Below are 14,982 nucleotides of genomic sequence, written 5' to 3'. Positions count from 1 at the left end.
CGATCAAGCGCGCCCGGCCTGAGCACGAGATTTGCAAGCACGCTTGCAGACGCAGGCGGACCGCGCAGCCTTGACGGCGCGCGAGCCGCGCGACCAGTTTCCTCCCACCGCAAAGGACGATGACGATGCGCAGATTCGGGCTACTTGCAGTAACGGCCGCGCTCCTGACTTCGACGACCGCCTACGCCGATGACGTCAAGGTCGGCATCGGCATTTCCGGCTGGACCGGCTTCGCGCCGCTGACGCTGGCGAAGGAAGCCGGCATCTTCAAGAAGAACGGCCTCGACGTCACCATCAAGAAGATCCCGCAGAAGGATCGCCACCTCGCGATCGCCGCCGGCGACGTGCAGTGCGCGGCAACTACGGTCGAGACCTGGATCTCCTGGAACGCCAACGGCGTCGCCACCAAGCAGATCTTCCAGCTCGACAAGAGCTACGGCGCCGACGGCATGGCCGTGCGCAACGACATCGCTTCCATCAAGGACCTGAAGGGCAAGACCGTCGCCGCGTCTGCACCCGGCACCTCGCCCTATTTCGGGTTGGCCTGGATGCTCAAGAAGAACGGCCTCACGGTGAAGGACGTCACCATCGTGAACTTGGAGCCGGCCGCCGCAGCGCAGGCCTTCGTCGCCGGTCAGAACGACGCGGCGATGACCTACGAGCCGTATCTGTCGACGGTGCGCGCCGCTCCCGACAAGGGCAAGATCATCGCCACCACCCTCGATTATCCGATGGTGATGGACACGTTCGGCTGCACACCGAAGTTCCTGTCCGAGAACCCGAAGGCCGCCAAGGCGCTTGCCGACAGCTATTTCGAGGCGCTGGACATGATCGCCAAGGACCAAGCCAAGGCCTATGAGATCATGGGCGCGGACGTGAAGCAGACGGCTGAGCAGTTCGGCAACTCCGCCAAATATCTGCGCTGGCAGGACAAGGCCGCGAGCCAGAAGTTCTTCGAGACCGAGTTCAAGACCTTCAACAAGGAGGCCGCTGAGCTCCTGCTCGAGGTCGGCATCGTCAAGCAGATCCCGAAAATCGACGACCTCTACGACGCGAGCTTCATCAAGTAGCTCGGAGCTAAGCTCTGAGTGATCCGTCATTGCGAGCGTAGCGAAGCAATCCAGGGCGGGGTGCGACTCTGGATTGCTTCGTCGCTTCGCTCCTCGCAATGACGATGTGGAGAGATCATGCCCTCGTGAATTTATTCGAACCGACCACCAGCAGCCCGCGACACCGGGCGTACCGCCTCCACCACGAAAGCCTTTCTCCGTGATCCGACCTCTCGATCCCGTCAGCGCCAGGTCAAGAACAGCGCTCGGCCTCGCCTTCTTCGTCGTCTTCGTCGCGGCGTGGTCCCTGGCGACGTTCGGCGGCTACGTGTCGAAGACCTTCCTTGCCGATCCGCTGACGATGGTGCGCGAGGGCTGGGATCTGCTGACCAAGTTCGGCTTCCTCTATGACATCGGCATGACCGTCTGGCGTGTCGTCGGCGGGTTCGTGCTCGCGGCTGCCATCGCCGTCCCGCTCGGCCTACTGATGGGCGCCTACAAGCCGGTCGAGGCGTTCCTCGAGCCGTTCGTGTCCTTCGCGCGCTATCTGCCCGCCTCCGCTTTCATTCCGCTGTTGATCCTGTGGGCCGGCATCGGCGAGCTCCAGAAGCTTCTGATCATCTTCATCGGCTCGGTGTTCCAGATCATCCTGATGATCACCGTGACTGTCGGCAATACCAGGCGCGATCTCGTCGAGGCTGCGTATACGCTGGGCGCCAGCGACCGCGGCATCATCGGCCGGGTGCTGCTGCCGTCCGCTGCGCCTGATATCGCCGAGGTCCTGCGCCTCGTGCTCGGCTGGGCCTGGACCTACGTCATCGTCGCCGAGCTGATCGGCTCCTCCTCCGGCATCGGCCACATGATCACCGACAGCCAGGCGTTGCTCAACACCGGACAGATCATCTTCGGCATCATCGTCATCGGCCTGATCGGGCTGATCTCGGACTTCCTGTTCAAGGCGTTCAACGCCTGGCTGTTCCCGTGGAAGCTCGCATGACCACGCTCGTCATCAACAACGTCACGCGCACCTTTCCGGCCCGCCAGGGTCATGCGCCGACGCGCGCGCTGGAGCCGGTCGACCTCACCATCGGCAACAACGACTTCGTCACCATCCTCGGCCCCTCCGGCTGCGGCAAGTCGACCTTGCTGCGCATCGTCGCCGGCCTCGACCATCCGACCAGCGGCAAGGTACTGCTCGACGGCAACGAGGTGACCGGCCCCGGCGCCGATCGCGGCATGGTGTTCCAGTCCTACACGCTGTTCCCCTGGCTCAGCGTGCGCGAGAACATCGCCTTCGGCCTGCGTGAGCGCGGCGTGGCGGAGGCCGCGCGCAATGCCATCGCCGACCGCTTCATCCAGCAGATCGGCCTCAAGGGCTTCGAGAACCACTGGCCCAAGCAGCTCTCCGGCGGCATGCAGCAGCGCTGCGCGATCGCGCGCGCGCTCGCCAACGATCCGAAGATCCTGTTGCTCGACGAGCCGTTCGGCGCGCTCGACAACCAGACGCGGGTGCTGATGCAGGAGATGCTGCTCGGCATCTGGGAGCGCGACCAGAAGACGGTGCTGTTCGTCACCCACGACATCGAGGAGGCGATCTTCCTCGGCAGCCGGGTGCTGGTGATGAGCGCGCGGCCCGGCCGCATCAAGGCCGACATCAAGATCGAGCTGCCGCACCCGCGCTCCTACAAGGTCAAGACCTCGCCGGAATTCGTGGCGCTCAAGGAGCGGCTGGTCGAGGAGATCCGCGCCGAGGCGCTGAAGGTCGCGGCGGAGGCGTAATCCCCGCCGCGCCCGATCAGAACCGCTCGGGCCTGACCACCTCGACATCGGACACCGTGACGAGCCCGACCTGGTGCTGGACCACGGCAAAGACAGCATCGACCACAGCATCGACGCGGCCACCGTCGACGATGCACATGATCGCCGCCATCTGGCCGACCTCCGAGACCTGCCCGCCGGCCGACCAGGGGCCGGACTGGCCGCGCCCGGCGATCACCGGCAGCACGGAGTAGCCGGTCACGCCGGCTTGGTCGAAGCGCTCGGTGACCCGGCGCAGCAGCGGCATCTCGATGATCAGATCGATGCGCTTCTTGGCGAATGTCTTCATCGTCTCCTCCCTCATTTCACGGCGCCGGCGAGCATCGTCGCAGCGCCGATATAGAGCGGAATGCCGACCAGCAGGTTGAAAGGAAAGGTGATCCCGAGCGAGAGCGTGAGCGGGATCGCCGCATTGGCCTCCGGCAGCGCCAGCCGCAGCGCGGCGGGCACGGCGATGTAGGACGCCGACGCCGCGAGCGTCGTCAGCACGGCGGCCGAGCCGGCCGATAGCCCGATGGCACTTGCGAGCAGAGCGCCCAGCGCTGCGCCGATCAGCGGCATCAGCACGGCGAAGCTGCACAGCGGCACGCTGAGATATTTGCGTCCGTGCTGCAGGCCGCGGCCTGCGATCAAGCCCATGTCGAGCAGGAACACGCAGAGGAAGCCTGGGAAGAGATCGACCAGGAACGGCTTCACCGTCGCGAGCCCCCTGGGGCCGGTGATCATGCCGACCAGGAAGGCGCCGAGCAGAGTGACCACCGAGCCGTTCAGCATCACCTCGCGCCACATCGAATGCCCGTCCCCCGTTTCAGTCTTGCGATGCGGACGCGCGAGCTGCAGTGCTGACACGATCGCGGGCGTCTCCATCGCAGCCGCGACCGCGACCATGTAGCCCGCGAACGGCAACGACACGAGATTGAGCGCGCCGGTGACGGCGGCAAATGTCACCGCCGAGATCGAGCCGTAGTGTCCGGCCACGGCCGCGGCGTCGACCGGCGACAGCCGGCTCATTCGCGTCAGCAGCAGATAGGCCAGGATCGGCGTGAAATATGACAGCAGGACGCCGGCGCAGATCGCGGCGACCAGATCCCAGCTCATGCCGTGATGCGCGACCTCGACACCGCCGCGGAAGCCGATCGACATCAGGAGATAGAGCGACAGCAGCTTCGCCACCGCCTCAGGCACGGTGAGATCGGACTTCGCCAGCGCGGCGGCGAGGCCGACCACGAAGAACAACACCATCGGCGACAGCAGATTCTGAAACGCAAGTTCGGTCAGCCCCATGAAGCGCTACTCCGCATCGGGCGGACGGCCTCTGGTGCCGGCCTCCGCCCTCCAAGGGCGCCCCCAATGGGCGCCGGCCGCACTTGCAGCAAAGGGCGATAATTTGTAAAATTGATAATTGAAAGCTTTACCATTGTGTTTCTCGATCATGACCGCCCCATGCCGAAGACGTTGACCAATCTCGACATCGACCTCGTGCGCACCTTCGCGACCATCGCGCGGCTCGGCAGCTTCACCCAGGCCGCCGAGCGGCTCGGACGCCAGCAATCGACGATCTCGCTGCAGATCGGGCGGCTCGAAAGCGCGGTCAACGCCAAGCTGCTGGAGCGCTCGCCGCGCGCGGTGGCAATGACCACCGAGGGCAAGCGGTTCCTGGACTACGCGCAGAAGCTGCTCGACCTGAACGACGAGGCGGTGGCGCGGTTCGGCGAGCCGATGATGACCGGCGTGGTGCGGCTGGGGACGCCGGAGGATTTCGCGACCCGCCATCTGCCCGAGGTGCTCGCGCGATTCGCGCAGGCCTATCCGTCCGTCGCGCTCGAAGTCACCTGCGACCTGACGCTCAACCTGGTCGACCGCTTCCGCGCCGGCGATTTCGATCTGGTGCTGGTCAAGCAGGAGCCGTCGGTGCGCGCCAAGGGCCTGCGCGTCTGGCGCGAGCCGCTGGTGTGGGTGTCCGGCAGCCGCGACTTCCTGCATCACGGCGCGAAGGTGCCGCTGGTGGTGTCGCCGCCGCCCTGCGTCTACCGCAAGCGCGCCACCACGGCCCTCGACAGAGCGAGGAAGCCGTGGCGCATCTCCTACACTTGCGCCGCCTTGTCCGGCGCGCATGCCGCGGTCAAGGCCGGGCTCGGGCTCGCGGTGCTGCCGAAGGACATGGTGCCGGCAGGCCTGCACGTGCTCGACGGCCATGACCTGCCGGATCTCAAGGACACCGAGATCGCGCTGCTCGAGGTCAAGGGTCTGTCGCTGCCGGCGCAACGGCTGAAGCAGCACATCGTCCGCTCGCTCGAATAGCAACGTAGCGGCCGATGCGCTTCAACCATGGCACGAGGTGGAATGCGCTCATCAGCAGATACATCACCGTCATGTCGCCGAGCGGCGCGCCCGCCGGCATGGCGGAGCAGATCACGTCCGACCGGCCGTCACGCGCCATGGCGTTCAGCACGGCCATCAGCGCGAAGGTCGGCGCCGCAGCGAAGCGGAGACCATTGGCGATGTCGGGCATCGCGCGCATCCTGGTCGGGAGGAACGCCATGGCTCTGCTCCGTGGTCAGCGCTGGCCGTATTCGTCGTGGCGACGCCACCAGACGCCCTGCTCGTTGCGCCCCTTGGGTGCGCGATCGAGCCATTGATAGGCGCCCCATAGCCCGTCGAGGCCGCGCGCATAGGCCGAATAGGTGTGATAGACGGCACCATCCTCAAGGATGAAGGCGCTCATGCCCGGCCGATCGCGCATGAAGGTCGCGCCATCCGTGCCGGTGCCGGCGGCGATCTCCGCCACCATCGCCGGCACGTCGCCAGCCCCGAGCGGAGGACTGGTGCGGTAGTTGTAGTCGGTGCCGCCCCGGCGCTGCTGCTCCTCGGTGATCGCGACGTTGAAGTCGAAGTTGAAGTCGCTGCTCGCCGATGACGCCCACGGGAAGGTCCAGCCCATCCGCGCCTTGTACGCCTTCAGCTTCGCCAGCGGCGCGCGTGACACCGCCCATAGCATCACATCATGATTGGCGAGATGGACCTGGAAGCCGTTGAAGCCGTCGGCAATCATCGAGCAGGACGGGCAGCCGGCCTGGAAGTCGGGTCCGAACATGAAGTGATAGACCAGCAGCTGCGAGCGCCCCCTGAACAGGTCGGGCAGCGCGGCGGGTCCGTCTTCGGTGTCGAAGCGATAGGCCTTGTCGACGCGCACCCATGGCAGGGCCTGGCGGCGCTCCGCCAACTCGTCGCTGCGGCGGGTGAGTTCCTTCTCGGCTTGCAGCAGGTCGAGCCGGGCCTTCAACCAATCTTCGCGCGTCCCGGTGATATGCATGGTCATGATCGTCATCCTTTTGCGTGTTGACCGCAGCTCAGACTAGGATCGGCACGGGAGGGGCCGGGAGTGACAAGTATGGCGGGATTTGCATGGACTCGCTGATCTCAGCGGCGGCGCAGGCACTCGCTGCGGGCGATCCGCTCGGCGCATTGAACCGGGTTGCGTTGCGCGATGATCCCCCGGCGCTGGCGCTGCGCGGCATCGCGATGGCGCGGCTTGGCGATTTCGGGCGCGCGAAGGCGCTGCTGCGGCAGGCCGCACGAAGCTTTGGCCCCAAGGCAGTGCTGGCCCGCGCCCGCTGCACCGTCGCAGAGGCCGAGATCGCACTCGCAGCGCGCGATCTCGGCTGGCCGACCAAGTCGCTCGCAGCCGCACGCCAGACCCTGGAGCAGCAGGGCGACCGCGCCAATGCCGCCTATGCGCGCAGCCTAGAGATCAGGCGCATGATTCTGATCGGGCACCTCGATGACGCCGAGCGCAGCCTCGCCGAGCTCGATCCCTCGCCGCTTCTGCCGGCCGCGCGCACGATCTACGAGCTCATCGTCGCCGGACTGGCCTTGCGCCGTCTACAGACGAAGACCGCGCGATCGGCTTTCGAGCGCGCGACGCGGTCGGCGCGGCAGGCCCGCATTCCGGAGCTCCAGGCGGAGATCGAGCGGGCCTCGTCGGCGCTGTCGGCGCCGGCCGCGCGGATGATCCTGCGCGGCGAGGAACGCCTGCTGCAGCTCGACGACGTCGAATCGCTATTCCGGTCGGATGTGCTGATCATCGATGCCTGCCGATTGGCGGTACGCCGGGCGAGCCAGATCGTGTCGCTGGCGCGGCGCCCGGTGCTGTTTGCACTCGCCCGGCGGCTGGCCGAGGGGGTCCCCGATGATGTGCCGCGGGCCGCACTGATCGCGCATGCATTCCGCGGCAAGGAAGCCGACGAGTCGCACCGCGCCCGCCTGCGCGTCGAGATCGGACGGTTGCGCCAGCTCCTCCATGGCCTGGCCGATATCAATGCCACGCGCGACGGCTTTGCCCTGGTGCCGTGTCGCGATCACGACGTCGTCGTCCTCGCACAGCCGATCGAGGACGACAATGCCACCGTGCTTGCTTGCCTCGCCGACGGTGAGGCATGGTCAAGCTCCGGCCTTGCGCTGGCGCTAGGCGCGAGCCAGCGAACCGTGCAGCGTGCCCTCGATGGACTGGCGTCGTCCGGCAGGGTCCAGTCGTTCGGTCGGGGCCGCGCGCAACGCTGGACCTGCCCCGTCGTGCCGGAATTCGCGACCGCGTTGTTACTCCCGGCGTGGTCGTCGCTCGACTAGCGTGGGTCCATCGGAAAAAGGGGATGGCAGACATGACACGAGCAACCGCAGAGATCATTCGCGAGTACGGCCCGTTCGACGACGCCGAGCGCGTCAACGGCGTCAGCTATGACGGTCGGCAGGTGTGGATCGCGACCGGCAACAGCATCAAGGCGTTCGATCCGGCCGACGGCGCGGTACGGAAGTCATTGGATATCCCCTCGCATGCCGGCACGGCGTTCGATGGCCGGCACCTCTATCAGATTGCCGAAGATCGCATTCACAAGGTCGATCCCGATAATGGCCGCGTGCTCGCGACGATCCCGGCGCCGTCGGGAGGCGGGGACTCGGGGCTCGCCTGGGCCGAGGGATCGCTCTGGGTCGGCGCCTATCGCGATCGCAAGATCCACCAGATCGATCCCGCGACCGGGCAAATCCTGCGCAGCATCCCGTGCACGCGTTTCGTCACCGGCGTCACCTGGGTCGATGGCGAGCTTTGGCATGGCACCTGGGAAGACGACGTCAGCGACATCAGGCGCATCGATCCCGCGACCGGCGAGGTGCTCGAACAGCTCGACATGCCCGCCGGCACCGGCGTCTCCGGCATGGAATCCGACGGCGACGAAACGCTGTATTGCGGCGGCGGCGGCAGCGGCAAGGTCCGCGCCGTCAGGCGGCCGAAGCGGTCGCGAGGGTGAGCCGGCAAATCGACCCGCGGACGGCGTAGCGAAGGGAAGGCAGCCCTACTTCCCGATCGACGTATAGGCCGCCTTGCGGAAGTTGGCGTTGGCTTCCTCGCGGGTCTGCAGCTGCTGGCCACCGCCGCCACCGACCGGCTTGGTCGGCGTGACCACCGAGAACAGGACGAAGCCGCCGGCCTTGCGCGGGAAGATGAAGTATTCGGCGATGTCCGACTTCTCGCTGTCCTCGCAGGAGGACATGCCGCGGAACACGACGGCGCTGTCGACCAGTTCGCTGTTGCGCGCCGAGATGAACTTGCCCTTGCAGTCGCGCGCGTCGTTGCCGATGATCGTGGCGGCGACTTCGAGGCCGTCGACATTCCGCTGCGGCGGCACGATCCGAACGAACCCGGTGGCGTTGTCGGCCTTCCAGGCGACCCCGCCCGATGTCAACCACACTGGCCGTTCGCCCCCGCCCAGAATGGCCGGATGCGACAGCGCGGCTTTGAGAATGAAGTTGGAGGCGATCTGCATCGCTTCCAATTGCAACTCGGGAGAGTCCTCCGACGCCCGCGCCGGCTGCGTGCTCGTCGTCGCGGTGGCGGCGGGCGGCGCTCCCTGACGCTGCGCCGAGGGAGCGCCGTGCTGCACGGTGAAATTCGTCGCGGCCGCCATTCCGCCGGCATTGATCATGCGCACGCAATTCGCCAGCGACGGCAGCAGCACGGACGTGCCGTTCAGATCGAACTGGAACAGATTGCCCTGCGCGAAGGCCGACATCGTCCGTGCCGCCCTGAACGCCTTGATCAGGCTGGAGTCGTTCGGCATCGGCACGACGACCATGTTGGCCGACCATACCGAGCCCTCGACATTGTAGGAATTGCGCCCGTCGAAGCTGAGCACGATGGGAAACTTCTGTCCCTGCGACAGCGACCAGCCGGGATGGATGAAGGCGAGAGCCCAGTTGAAGGTCGGCAGCGCGAGAACACCGAAATTGATGCCGCTCTTGTAGCTGGCGGAAGCGATGCAGCTCGAGAATTTTCCGGTGTTGTCGTCGGTGTAGGCGCCGCCCGACCAGCCCGCGACGGAGATGGAGCCGTAAGGCCCCTTCGCATGCGCAGGCTCATTCAACGCAGCTGTCGCCAGCGCCAGGAGCGAAAGCATCGTTCCAACGATCGTACGCAGCACCGTCATCCCAATTCCCCGTTTTCGCCGCATTGTTGCAATTCCCGCGGCTACGTCAAGTAGCAGCAAAGAACGTGCGACTACCCCAGGGATTGCGAGGCCGACCGGCCTCGTGCCCACGAAGGCACAACATGTCGCGGACGTCCTCCACAGCCCTTCATGGGAGCGTCATCGAACTCCGCTAGCGCTTGCCGGGTCTCACGCAGGCCAAGGGCTTCCTCGAAAGGGTTTCCTCGACATGACCACCACGCTGCCGGTGCTCGGCGCCGCCCTCTCCGTCAAGTCCATTCCGGCTCATCGCGACTGGCTGCTCGAACGTCAACGCGATCTCGAGATCCAGGACTTCTTCCGCGCGGACCTTCTCGACAGCGACTGGCGCAGCACCGCCAAGGAGATCAAGTCGATGCTGGACGGGCACACCGGTCGGCTCGGCATCCACGGCCCGTTCTGGGGCTTCAAGATCGACAGTCACGACCCGATGATCCGCCGCGCCGTGACCAAACGCCTGCTGCAGGGGCTCGAGGTCGCCGAATTTCTCGGCGCCACCCAGATGGTGATCCACTCGCCGTACACGACCTGGGATGCCAACAACATCGACATGCTGCCGGACAATCGCGAGGCGCTGATCGAGCGCGTGCGGGCGACCTTGACCGACGTCATTGCCTCTGCCGAGCAGGCCAACTGCGAGATCGTGATCGAGAACATCGAGGACAAGAACCCGCAGGATCGCGTTGGACTGGCGAAGGCGCTGGGCAGCAGCAAGGTGCGGGTCTCGCTCGACACCGGCCATGCCAACTACGCGCACCATTCGACCGGCGCGCCGCCCGTCGACTACTACGTCGATTCTGCCGGCGACATGCTGACCCATGTCCATCTGCAGGACACCGACGGCTACGCCGACCGCCACTGGGCGCCGGGCGAAGGCAATATCCGCTGGGTCGCCGTGTTCCGCGCATTGGCGAAGCTGAATTCCAATCCGCGCCTGATCCTCGAACTGCGCAATCATGATCACGTCAAGGCCGGCGCAGCGTATCTCGCCTCGCTCGAGCTCGCTCAATAAGCCAACGCATCCTCATTTCTCGGACAACCTCAGACCACAGAGATATTGCCATGACCAAGCTCACCCGCCGCGGCCTGCTCGGCGCCGGCGCCGCGATCGGCGGCAGCTTCATCCTGCCGCGCGTCTCGATCGCGCAAGCCGACACCCGTCCCTCGGTCACCATCGCCGTGCAGAAGGTGACCAACTCGAACGTGCTCGACGTGCTGCGCGAGCAGTCCAATGTCGGCGAGCGCGTGTTCTACTCGTCGCTGTGGGAAGGCCTGATCTCCAAGAACTTCCGCGGCAATCTCGAAGCCGTTCCCGGCCTCGCCACCGAGTGGAAGCGCATCGACGACCAGACCGTCGAATTGAAGCTGCGCCAGGGCGTCAAGTTCCACAATGGCGACGAGATGACGGCCGAGGACGTCGTGTTCTCGTTCAGCCGCGAGCGCATGTTCGGCGACAGCGAGGCCAAGAGCCGCAGCACCATCAAGGCATTCGAGAAGATCCCGGCGCCGCGCCCCGGCAAGGAGCTGCCGCCGGACGTCATCGGCGTGGCCCGCCGCATCTGGCCGGATCTCGTCCGCGTCGATGCGATCGACAAATACACCGTGCGCTTCGTCAACGCGACGCCCGACGTGACCATCGAAGGCCGGCTGATGCGCTACGGCTCCGACATCATGAGCCGCCGCGGCTGGGAGGAAGCTGCGAGCTATCTCGACTGGGCGCGCAAGCCGATCACCACCGGCCCCTACAAGATCGTCGAGTTCAAGCCCGACGTGTCGCTGACGCTCGAGGCCCACGACGAATATTGGGGCGGCCGCCCGCCGCTGAAGCGCATCCGCTTCCTCGAAGTGCCGGAGGTCGCGAGCCGCATCAATGGGCTTCTCTCCGGCGAATATCAGTTCGCCTGCGACATCCCGCCGGACCAGATCGCCGGCATCGAGAAGAATGCGGCGTTCGAGGTCCAGGGCGGCACCATCCTCAACCACCGCCTGACCGTGTTCGACAAGAATCATCCGCAGCTCGCCAATCCCCTGGTGCGGCGCGCCTTCACCCACGCGATCGACCGCCAGGCCATCGTCGACAGCCTGTGGGCCGGCCGCACCCGCGTGCCGAAGGGCCTGCAGTGGGAGTTCTACGGCGACATGTTCGTCGCCGATTGGAGCGTGCCAGCATTCGATCCCAAGCTGGCGCAGGACCTGCTGAAGCAGGCCGGCTACAAGGGCGACCCGATCCCCTATCGCCTGCTGAACAACTACTACACCAACCAGGTCGCGACCGCGCAGGTGCTGGTCGAGATGTGGCAGGCGGTCGGCCTGAACGTGCAGATCGAGACCAAGGAGAACTGGTCGCAGATCCTGGAGCGCGCGCCCACCCGCGCCGTGCGCGACTGGTCGAACTCGGCCGCGTTCAACGATCCGGTGTCGTCGCTCGTCGCCCAGCACGGTCCGAACGGCCAGCAGCAGCAGGTCGGCGAATGGAGCAACGACGAGCTCAACCGGCTGTCGGAGTTCCTGGAAACCTCGACCGATCGCGAGGCCCGCAAGAAGGCGTTCCGCCGGATGCTGGAGATCGCCGAGCGCGAGGACCCGGCCTACACGGTGCTGCACCAGAACGCGACCTTCACCGCCAAGCCGAAGTCGATCAAGTGGAAGGCCTCGCCGGCCTTCGCGATGGACTTCCGCACCGGCAACTACGGAGCGTGATGCCGTGGCGCCGCTGGTCAGCATCTCCGGCCTCAGGGTCGCCTTCGACGGCACGCCCGTGCTGCATGGCATCGATCTCGACATCCGCAAGGGCGAGGCCGTCGGCCTCGTCGGCGAGTCCGGATCCGGCAAGTCGGTGACGTGGCTCGCGGCGCTCGGCCTGTTGCCGGTCAAGGCGAAAGTGTCCGGATCAGCCAAGCTCGAAGGCCGCGAGCTGCTGGGTGCTGATGGCAAGGTGCTCGACCAGGTGCGCGGCCGCCGCATCGCGATGATCTTCCAGGATCCCGCCAGCGCGCTCAATCCGGTGCTCACGATCCGCCGCCAGTTGTGCGAAAGCCTCGCGCTGCATCGCGGGCTGCGCGGCGAGGCCGCGCGGGCCGAGGCGCTCAGGCTGCTCAATCTCGTCGGCATTCCCGATGCGGCGCGGCGGCTGTCGGCTTATCCGCACGAGTTCTCCGGCGGCCAGGTCCAGCGCATCATGATCGCGATGGCGCTCGCCGGCCAGCCCGACCTCCTGATCGCCGACGAGCCGACCACCGCGCTCGACGCCACGATCCAGGCGCAGATCCTCGATCTGTTGTCGGCCATCCGGCGCGAGTTCAACATGGCGATGGTCCTGATCAGCCACGACCTCGGCGTCGTCGCCGAGAATTGCGACCGCGTCTGCGTGATGTATGCGGGCCGCATCGTCGAGCGCGCCCCGGCGACGAGGCTGTTCGATGATCCCTGGCACCCCTACGCGCAGGGCCTGATCGGCGCGCTGCCGCCGCTCGATGGCATCAGGCGGCGGCTGCAGGCCATTCCCGGCACGGTGCCCGATCCGCGCGCGCTGCCGAGCGGCTGCGCCTTCGCACCGCGCTGTACCTTTGCCGGCGACGGCTGCCATGCCGGCGTGCCGCCGCTGGCGCCGATCGAGCCGGACCGCGCGGTGGCCTGCCTGCGGCCGCAGCGTCTGCCGGTGGAGCTCGCCGCCGAATGACCGCGCCGCTGGTCGAGGTCCACGGGATCTCGCGCACCTACCGGATGAGGTCCGGCCTGTTCGGGCGTCCTGCATCGGTCCACGCCGTTGACTGCTTGAGCTTTGCGATTGCGAAGGGCGAGACGCTCGGCATCGTCGGCGAATCCGGCTCCGGCAAATCCACCACCGGGCGCATGGTGCTCGGGCTCGAGCCGCCCGACCAGGGCAGCGTGCGCTTCGGCGGTGCGCCGATCGCAGCACCAGGCTCGGCGGCCTGGCGCGCGCAGCGCGCGCGCATGCAGATGATCTTCCAGGATCCGCTCGGCGCGCTCGATCGCAGGCTCCCTGTTGCCGCGCAGATTCGCGAGCCGCTCGAGATCCACGGTATCGGAACGACATCCGAGCGCGACGCGCGCGTGCACGAGCTGCTGCAATCCGTCGATCTCAACGACAGCCATGGCCGCCGCTATCCGGGCGCTCTGTCTGGCGGCCAGCGCCAGCGTATCGTGCTCGCGCGCGCGCTCGCGACCAAGCCCGACTTCCTGGTGTGCGACGAGCCGGTCAGCGCGCTCGACGTCTCGATCCAGGCCCAGGTGGTCAACCTGCTCATCGAACTCCAGGCGCGGCTCGGGCTGACCATGCTGTTCATCAGCCATGATCTGCGCGTCGTCCGGCAGATCAGCAGCAAGGTCGCGGTGATGTATCTTGGCCGCATCGTCGAATATGGCGATGCCGACGATCTGTTCGCGCGGCCTCAGCATCCCTATACGCAGGCGCTCGTCTCGGCCTCCCCTGCTCCGGGACGCCGCAGCACCAACCGCATCGTCCTGACGGGCGATCCGCCGAATCCGGCCGCGCGCCCCTCCGGCTGCGCCTTCCATCCGCGCTGCAGCCGCGCGACCGCCCGCTGCGCCAATGAGGTGCCCGCGCTCACCGCGCTGGATCAACAGCGCCAGGTGGCTTGCCATCTCGTGACGGGGCCACAGTCACAGACCCAGGATGCCGCGTGATGCTGCGCTATTTCGCGATCCGCCTGTCGCGCGCGCTGCTGACGATCGCACTCGTCGTCACCTTCGCCTTCATCGTGCTCAGGCTGTCGGGCGATCCCGCGCTGATGATCATGGGGCCGGAAGCGCCGCCCGAGGTCATCGCCGCGTTTCGCAAGGCGTGGGGCCTCGATCATCCGATCTGGATGCAATATCTCGACTACTTCAAGGCAATCGGCCAGGGCGAGCTCGGACGCTCGATGCGCGACGGCCGGCCGGCGATCCAGCTCGTCATCGAGCGCATCCCGGCGACCCTGGCGCTGACCATCCCGGCGTTCCTAGTGAAGGTGTTGCTCGGCATTCCCGCCGGCATCTATGCAGCGCTTCACCGCGGTTCGGCCATCGACCGCGCCGTGATGATCACGGCGGTGGCCGGCTTCACGGTGCCGAGCTTCGTGCTGGCGCTGATTCTGGTGCTGATCTTCGCCGTCCAGCTCGGCTGGCTGCCGTCGGGAGGGCAGGACTCCTGGCGTCATGCCATCCTGCCGATCGTGACGCTCGGCTTCGGCGGCGCTGCGGTGCTGGCGCGGTTCACGCGTAGCGCGATGCTCGAGATCCTCGGCCAGCCCTATATACGGACCGCATCAGCCAAGGGCGTGCCCTGGCGCCGGGTCATCACCGACCATGCGCTGCCGAACGCCGCGATCCCGACCGTCACCATCCTCGGCTTCATGGTCGGCAGCCTGATCGCCGGCGCGGTGGTGGTGGAAAGCGTGTTCTCATGGCCCGGCGTCGGCCGGCTGCTCGTCGTCGCCGTCGCCAACCGCGACCTCGCGGTCGTGCAATGCATCCTGCTGCTGGTGGCGATGACGATGGTCACGTCGAACCTGATCGTCGATTTCCTCTACGGCCTGCTCGATCCGCGGCTGCGCAGCAAGGGAGCGGAGGCATGA

At 66.6% G+C, this 14,982-nt stretch carries 16 protein-coding genes; 11 read left to right on the top strand and 5 right to left on the bottom strand.

The genetic code is table 11. The annotated features are described in order from the left end of the window. The first annotated feature begins 125 nt into the window (after window positions 1–125). The 3 genes from QX135_RS20740 to QX135_RS20730 all read left to right on the top strand — a co-directional run bounded on the left by QX135_RS20740 (window position 126) and on the right by QX135_RS20730 (window position 2,828). The gene (locus tag QX135_RS20740) at window positions 126–1,070 is read left to right on the top strand and encodes an ABC transporter substrate-binding protein (RefSeq protein WP_315733759.1); all 945 of its coding nucleotides are present in this window, start codon (window positions 126–128) and stop codon (window positions 1,068–1,070) included. Between the two features lie 202 nt (window positions 1,071–1,272). Beyond that, window positions 1,273–2,046, top strand: a complete 774-nt coding sequence (locus QX135_RS20735) for an ABC transporter permease (RefSeq protein WP_315755491.1) — start codon at window positions 1,273–1,275, stop codon at window positions 2,044–2,046. Further along, window positions 2,043–2,828: an ABC transporter ATP-binding protein gene (locus QX135_RS20730; RefSeq protein ID WP_316179744.1), complete on the top strand. Its 786-nt coding sequence runs from the start codon at window positions 2,043–2,045 to the stop codon at window positions 2,826–2,828. Before QX135_RS20735 ends, QX135_RS20730 begins: the two co-directional genes overlap by 4 nt. A 16-nt stretch (window positions 2,829–2,844) precedes the next feature. Here the strand turns inward: QX135_RS20730 and QX135_RS20725 are convergent, their stop codons facing one another. Together QX135_RS20725 and QX135_RS20720 are read right to left on the bottom strand one after the other, a co-directional pair. Next, window positions 2,845–3,156: a DUF190 domain-containing protein gene (locus QX135_RS20725; RefSeq protein WP_315778111.1), complete on the bottom strand. Its 312-nt coding sequence runs from the start codon at window positions 3,154–3,156 to the stop codon at window positions 2,845–2,847. An 11-nt stretch (window positions 3,157–3,167) separates the two neighbouring features. Next, complete coding sequence (locus QX135_RS20720) at window positions 3,168–4,151, bottom strand: sodium-dependent bicarbonate transport family permease (protein ID WP_316179746.1); 984 nt, start codon at window positions 4,149–4,151, stop codon at window positions 3,168–3,170. Between the two features lie 159 nt (window positions 4,152–4,310). On the opposite strand from QX135_RS20720, the gene QX135_RS20715 reads away from it, so the two are divergent. After that, window positions 4,311–5,168: a LysR substrate-binding domain-containing protein gene (locus tag QX135_RS20715; protein ID WP_316179747.1), complete on the top strand. Its 858-nt coding sequence runs from the start codon at window positions 4,311–4,313 to the stop codon at window positions 5,166–5,168. Here the strand turns inward: QX135_RS20715 and QX135_RS20710 are convergent. Together QX135_RS20710 and QX135_RS20705 are read right to left on the bottom strand one after the other, a co-directional pair. Then, window positions 5,107–5,409 carry a hypothetical protein gene (locus QX135_RS20710; protein ID WP_315778109.1) on the bottom strand — a complete coding sequence of 101 codons (303 nt, stop codon included), beginning with the start codon at window positions 5,407–5,409 and terminating at the stop codon, window positions 5,107–5,109. The genes QX135_RS20715 and QX135_RS20710 overlap by 62 nt on opposite strands. Before the next feature lie 15 nt (window positions 5,410–5,424). Further along, the gene (locus QX135_RS20705) at window positions 5,425–6,186 is read right to left on the bottom strand and encodes a DUF899 domain-containing protein (protein ID WP_315778108.1); all 762 of its coding nucleotides are present in this window, start codon (window positions 6,184–6,186) and stop codon (window positions 5,425–5,427) included. 86 nt (window positions 6,187–6,272) lie between these two features. Between QX135_RS20705 and QX135_RS20700 the strand changes: the two genes are divergently transcribed. Further along, window positions 6,273–7,493 (top strand): helix-turn-helix domain-containing protein, encoded by a 1,221-nt coding sequence (locus QX135_RS20700; RefSeq protein ID WP_316179750.1) that lies wholly within the window; start codon window positions 6,273–6,275, stop codon window positions 7,491–7,493. 32 nt (window positions 7,494–7,525) lie between these two features. Then, window positions 7,526–8,170, top strand: coding sequence for a PQQ-binding-like beta-propeller repeat protein (locus tag QX135_RS20695; protein WP_316179751.1), 645 nt, complete (start codon window positions 7,526–7,528; stop codon window positions 8,168–8,170). Window positions 8,171–8,215: 45 nt separating this feature from the next. Here the strand turns inward: QX135_RS20695 and QX135_RS20690 are convergent, their stop codons facing one another. Further along, on the bottom strand, window positions 8,216–9,346 hold the full coding sequence (locus QX135_RS20690; protein WP_316179753.1) for a hypothetical protein: 1,131 nt from the start codon (window positions 9,344–9,346) through the stop codon (window positions 8,216–8,218). A 229-nt stretch (window positions 9,347–9,575) separates the two neighbouring features. On the opposite strand from QX135_RS20690, the gene QX135_RS20685 reads away from it, so the two are divergent. The 5 genes from QX135_RS20685 to QX135_RS20665 are packed head-to-tail and all read left to right on the top strand — an operon-like array spanning window position 9,576 to window position 14,982. Further along, a complete protein-coding gene (locus QX135_RS20685) occupies window positions 9,576–10,397 on the top strand; it encodes a sugar phosphate isomerase/epimerase family protein (protein WP_315798208.1) in 822 nt (273 codons plus the stop codon). A gap of 50 nt (window positions 10,398–10,447) precedes the next feature. Then, window positions 10,448–12,085, top strand: coding sequence for an ABC transporter substrate-binding protein (locus tag QX135_RS20680; RefSeq protein WP_315798207.1), 1,638 nt, complete (start codon window positions 10,448–10,450; stop codon window positions 12,083–12,085). 4 nt (window positions 12,086–12,089) lie between these two features. Further along, a complete protein-coding gene (locus QX135_RS20675) occupies window positions 12,090–13,064 on the top strand; it encodes an ABC transporter ATP-binding protein (protein ID WP_315778103.1) in 975 nt (324 codons plus the stop codon). Then, window positions 13,061–14,053, top strand: a complete 993-nt coding sequence (locus tag QX135_RS20670; RefSeq protein WP_316179756.1) for an ABC transporter ATP-binding protein — start codon at window positions 13,061–13,063, stop codon at window positions 14,051–14,053. Before QX135_RS20675 ends, QX135_RS20670 begins: the two co-directional genes overlap by 4 nt. Then, entirely contained in the window at window positions 14,053–14,982 is a 930-nt protein-coding gene (locus QX135_RS20665) for an ABC transporter permease (RefSeq protein WP_315785493.1), read from the top strand. The genes QX135_RS20670 and QX135_RS20665 overlap by 1 nt, the downstream gene beginning before the upstream one ends.

The sequence above is a fragment of the Bradyrhizobium sp. SZCCHNR1098 genome (assembly GCF_032489375.1).
GTDB lineage: Bacteria > Pseudomonadota > Alphaproteobacteria > Rhizobiales > Xanthobacteraceae > Bradyrhizobium.
The sequence above is the reverse complement of the archived record's forward strand: the minus strand, read 5'-3'. Positions and strand labels throughout refer to the sequence as shown.

What these genes read in the sequence shown, in the direction of transcription:
- QX135_RS20680 (WP_315798207.1), top strand. Translation starts at nt 10,448, where the DNA reads ATGACCAAGCTCACCCGCCGCGGCCTGCTCGGCGCCGGCGCCGCGATC.
- QX135_RS20670 (WP_316179756.1), top strand. Translation starts at nt 13,061, where the DNA reads ATGACCGCGCCGCTGGTCGAGGTCCACGGGATCTCGCGCACCTACCGG.
- QX135_RS20685 (WP_315798208.1), top strand. Translation starts at nt 9,576, where the DNA reads ATGACCACCACGCTGCCGGTGCTCGGCGCCGCCCTCTCCGTCAAGTCC.
- QX135_RS20720 (WP_316179746.1), bottom strand. Translation starts at nt 4,151, where the DNA reads ATGGGGCTGACCGAACTTGCGTTTCAGAATCTGCTGTCGCCGATGGTG.
- QX135_RS20705 (WP_315778108.1), bottom strand. Translation starts at nt 6,186, where the DNA reads ATGACCATGCATATCACCGGGACGCGCGAAGATTGGTTGAAGGCCCGG.
- QX135_RS20740 (WP_315733759.1), top strand. Translation starts at nt 126, where the DNA reads ATGCGCAGATTCGGGCTACTTGCAGTAACGGCCGCGCTCCTGACTTCG.
- QX135_RS20730 (WP_316179744.1), top strand. Translation starts at nt 2,043, where the DNA reads ATGACCACGCTCGTCATCAACAACGTCACGCGCACCTTTCCGGCCCGC.
- QX135_RS20690 (WP_316179753.1), bottom strand. Translation starts at nt 9,346, where the DNA reads ATGACGGTGCTGCGTACGATCGTTGGAACGATGCTTTCGCTCCTGGCG.
- QX135_RS20700 (WP_316179750.1), top strand. Translation starts at nt 6,273, where the DNA reads ATGGACTCGCTGATCTCAGCGGCGGCGCAGGCACTCGCTGCGGGCGAT.
- QX135_RS20695 (WP_316179751.1), top strand. Translation starts at nt 7,526, where the DNA reads ATGACACGAGCAACCGCAGAGATCATTCGCGAGTACGGCCCGTTCGAC.
- QX135_RS20710 (WP_315778109.1), bottom strand. Translation starts at nt 5,409, where the DNA reads ATGGCGTTCCTCCCGACCAGGATGCGCGCGATGCCCGACATCGCCAAT.
- QX135_RS20725 (WP_315778111.1), bottom strand. Translation starts at nt 3,156, where the DNA reads ATGAAGACATTCGCCAAGAAGCGCATCGATCTGATCATCGAGATGCCG.
- QX135_RS20665 (WP_315785493.1), top strand. Translation starts at nt 14,053, where the DNA reads ATGCTGCGCTATTTCGCGATCCGCCTGTCGCGCGCGCTGCTGACGATC.
- QX135_RS20715 (WP_316179747.1), top strand. Translation starts at nt 4,311, where the DNA reads ATGCCGAAGACGTTGACCAATCTCGACATCGACCTCGTGCGCACCTTC.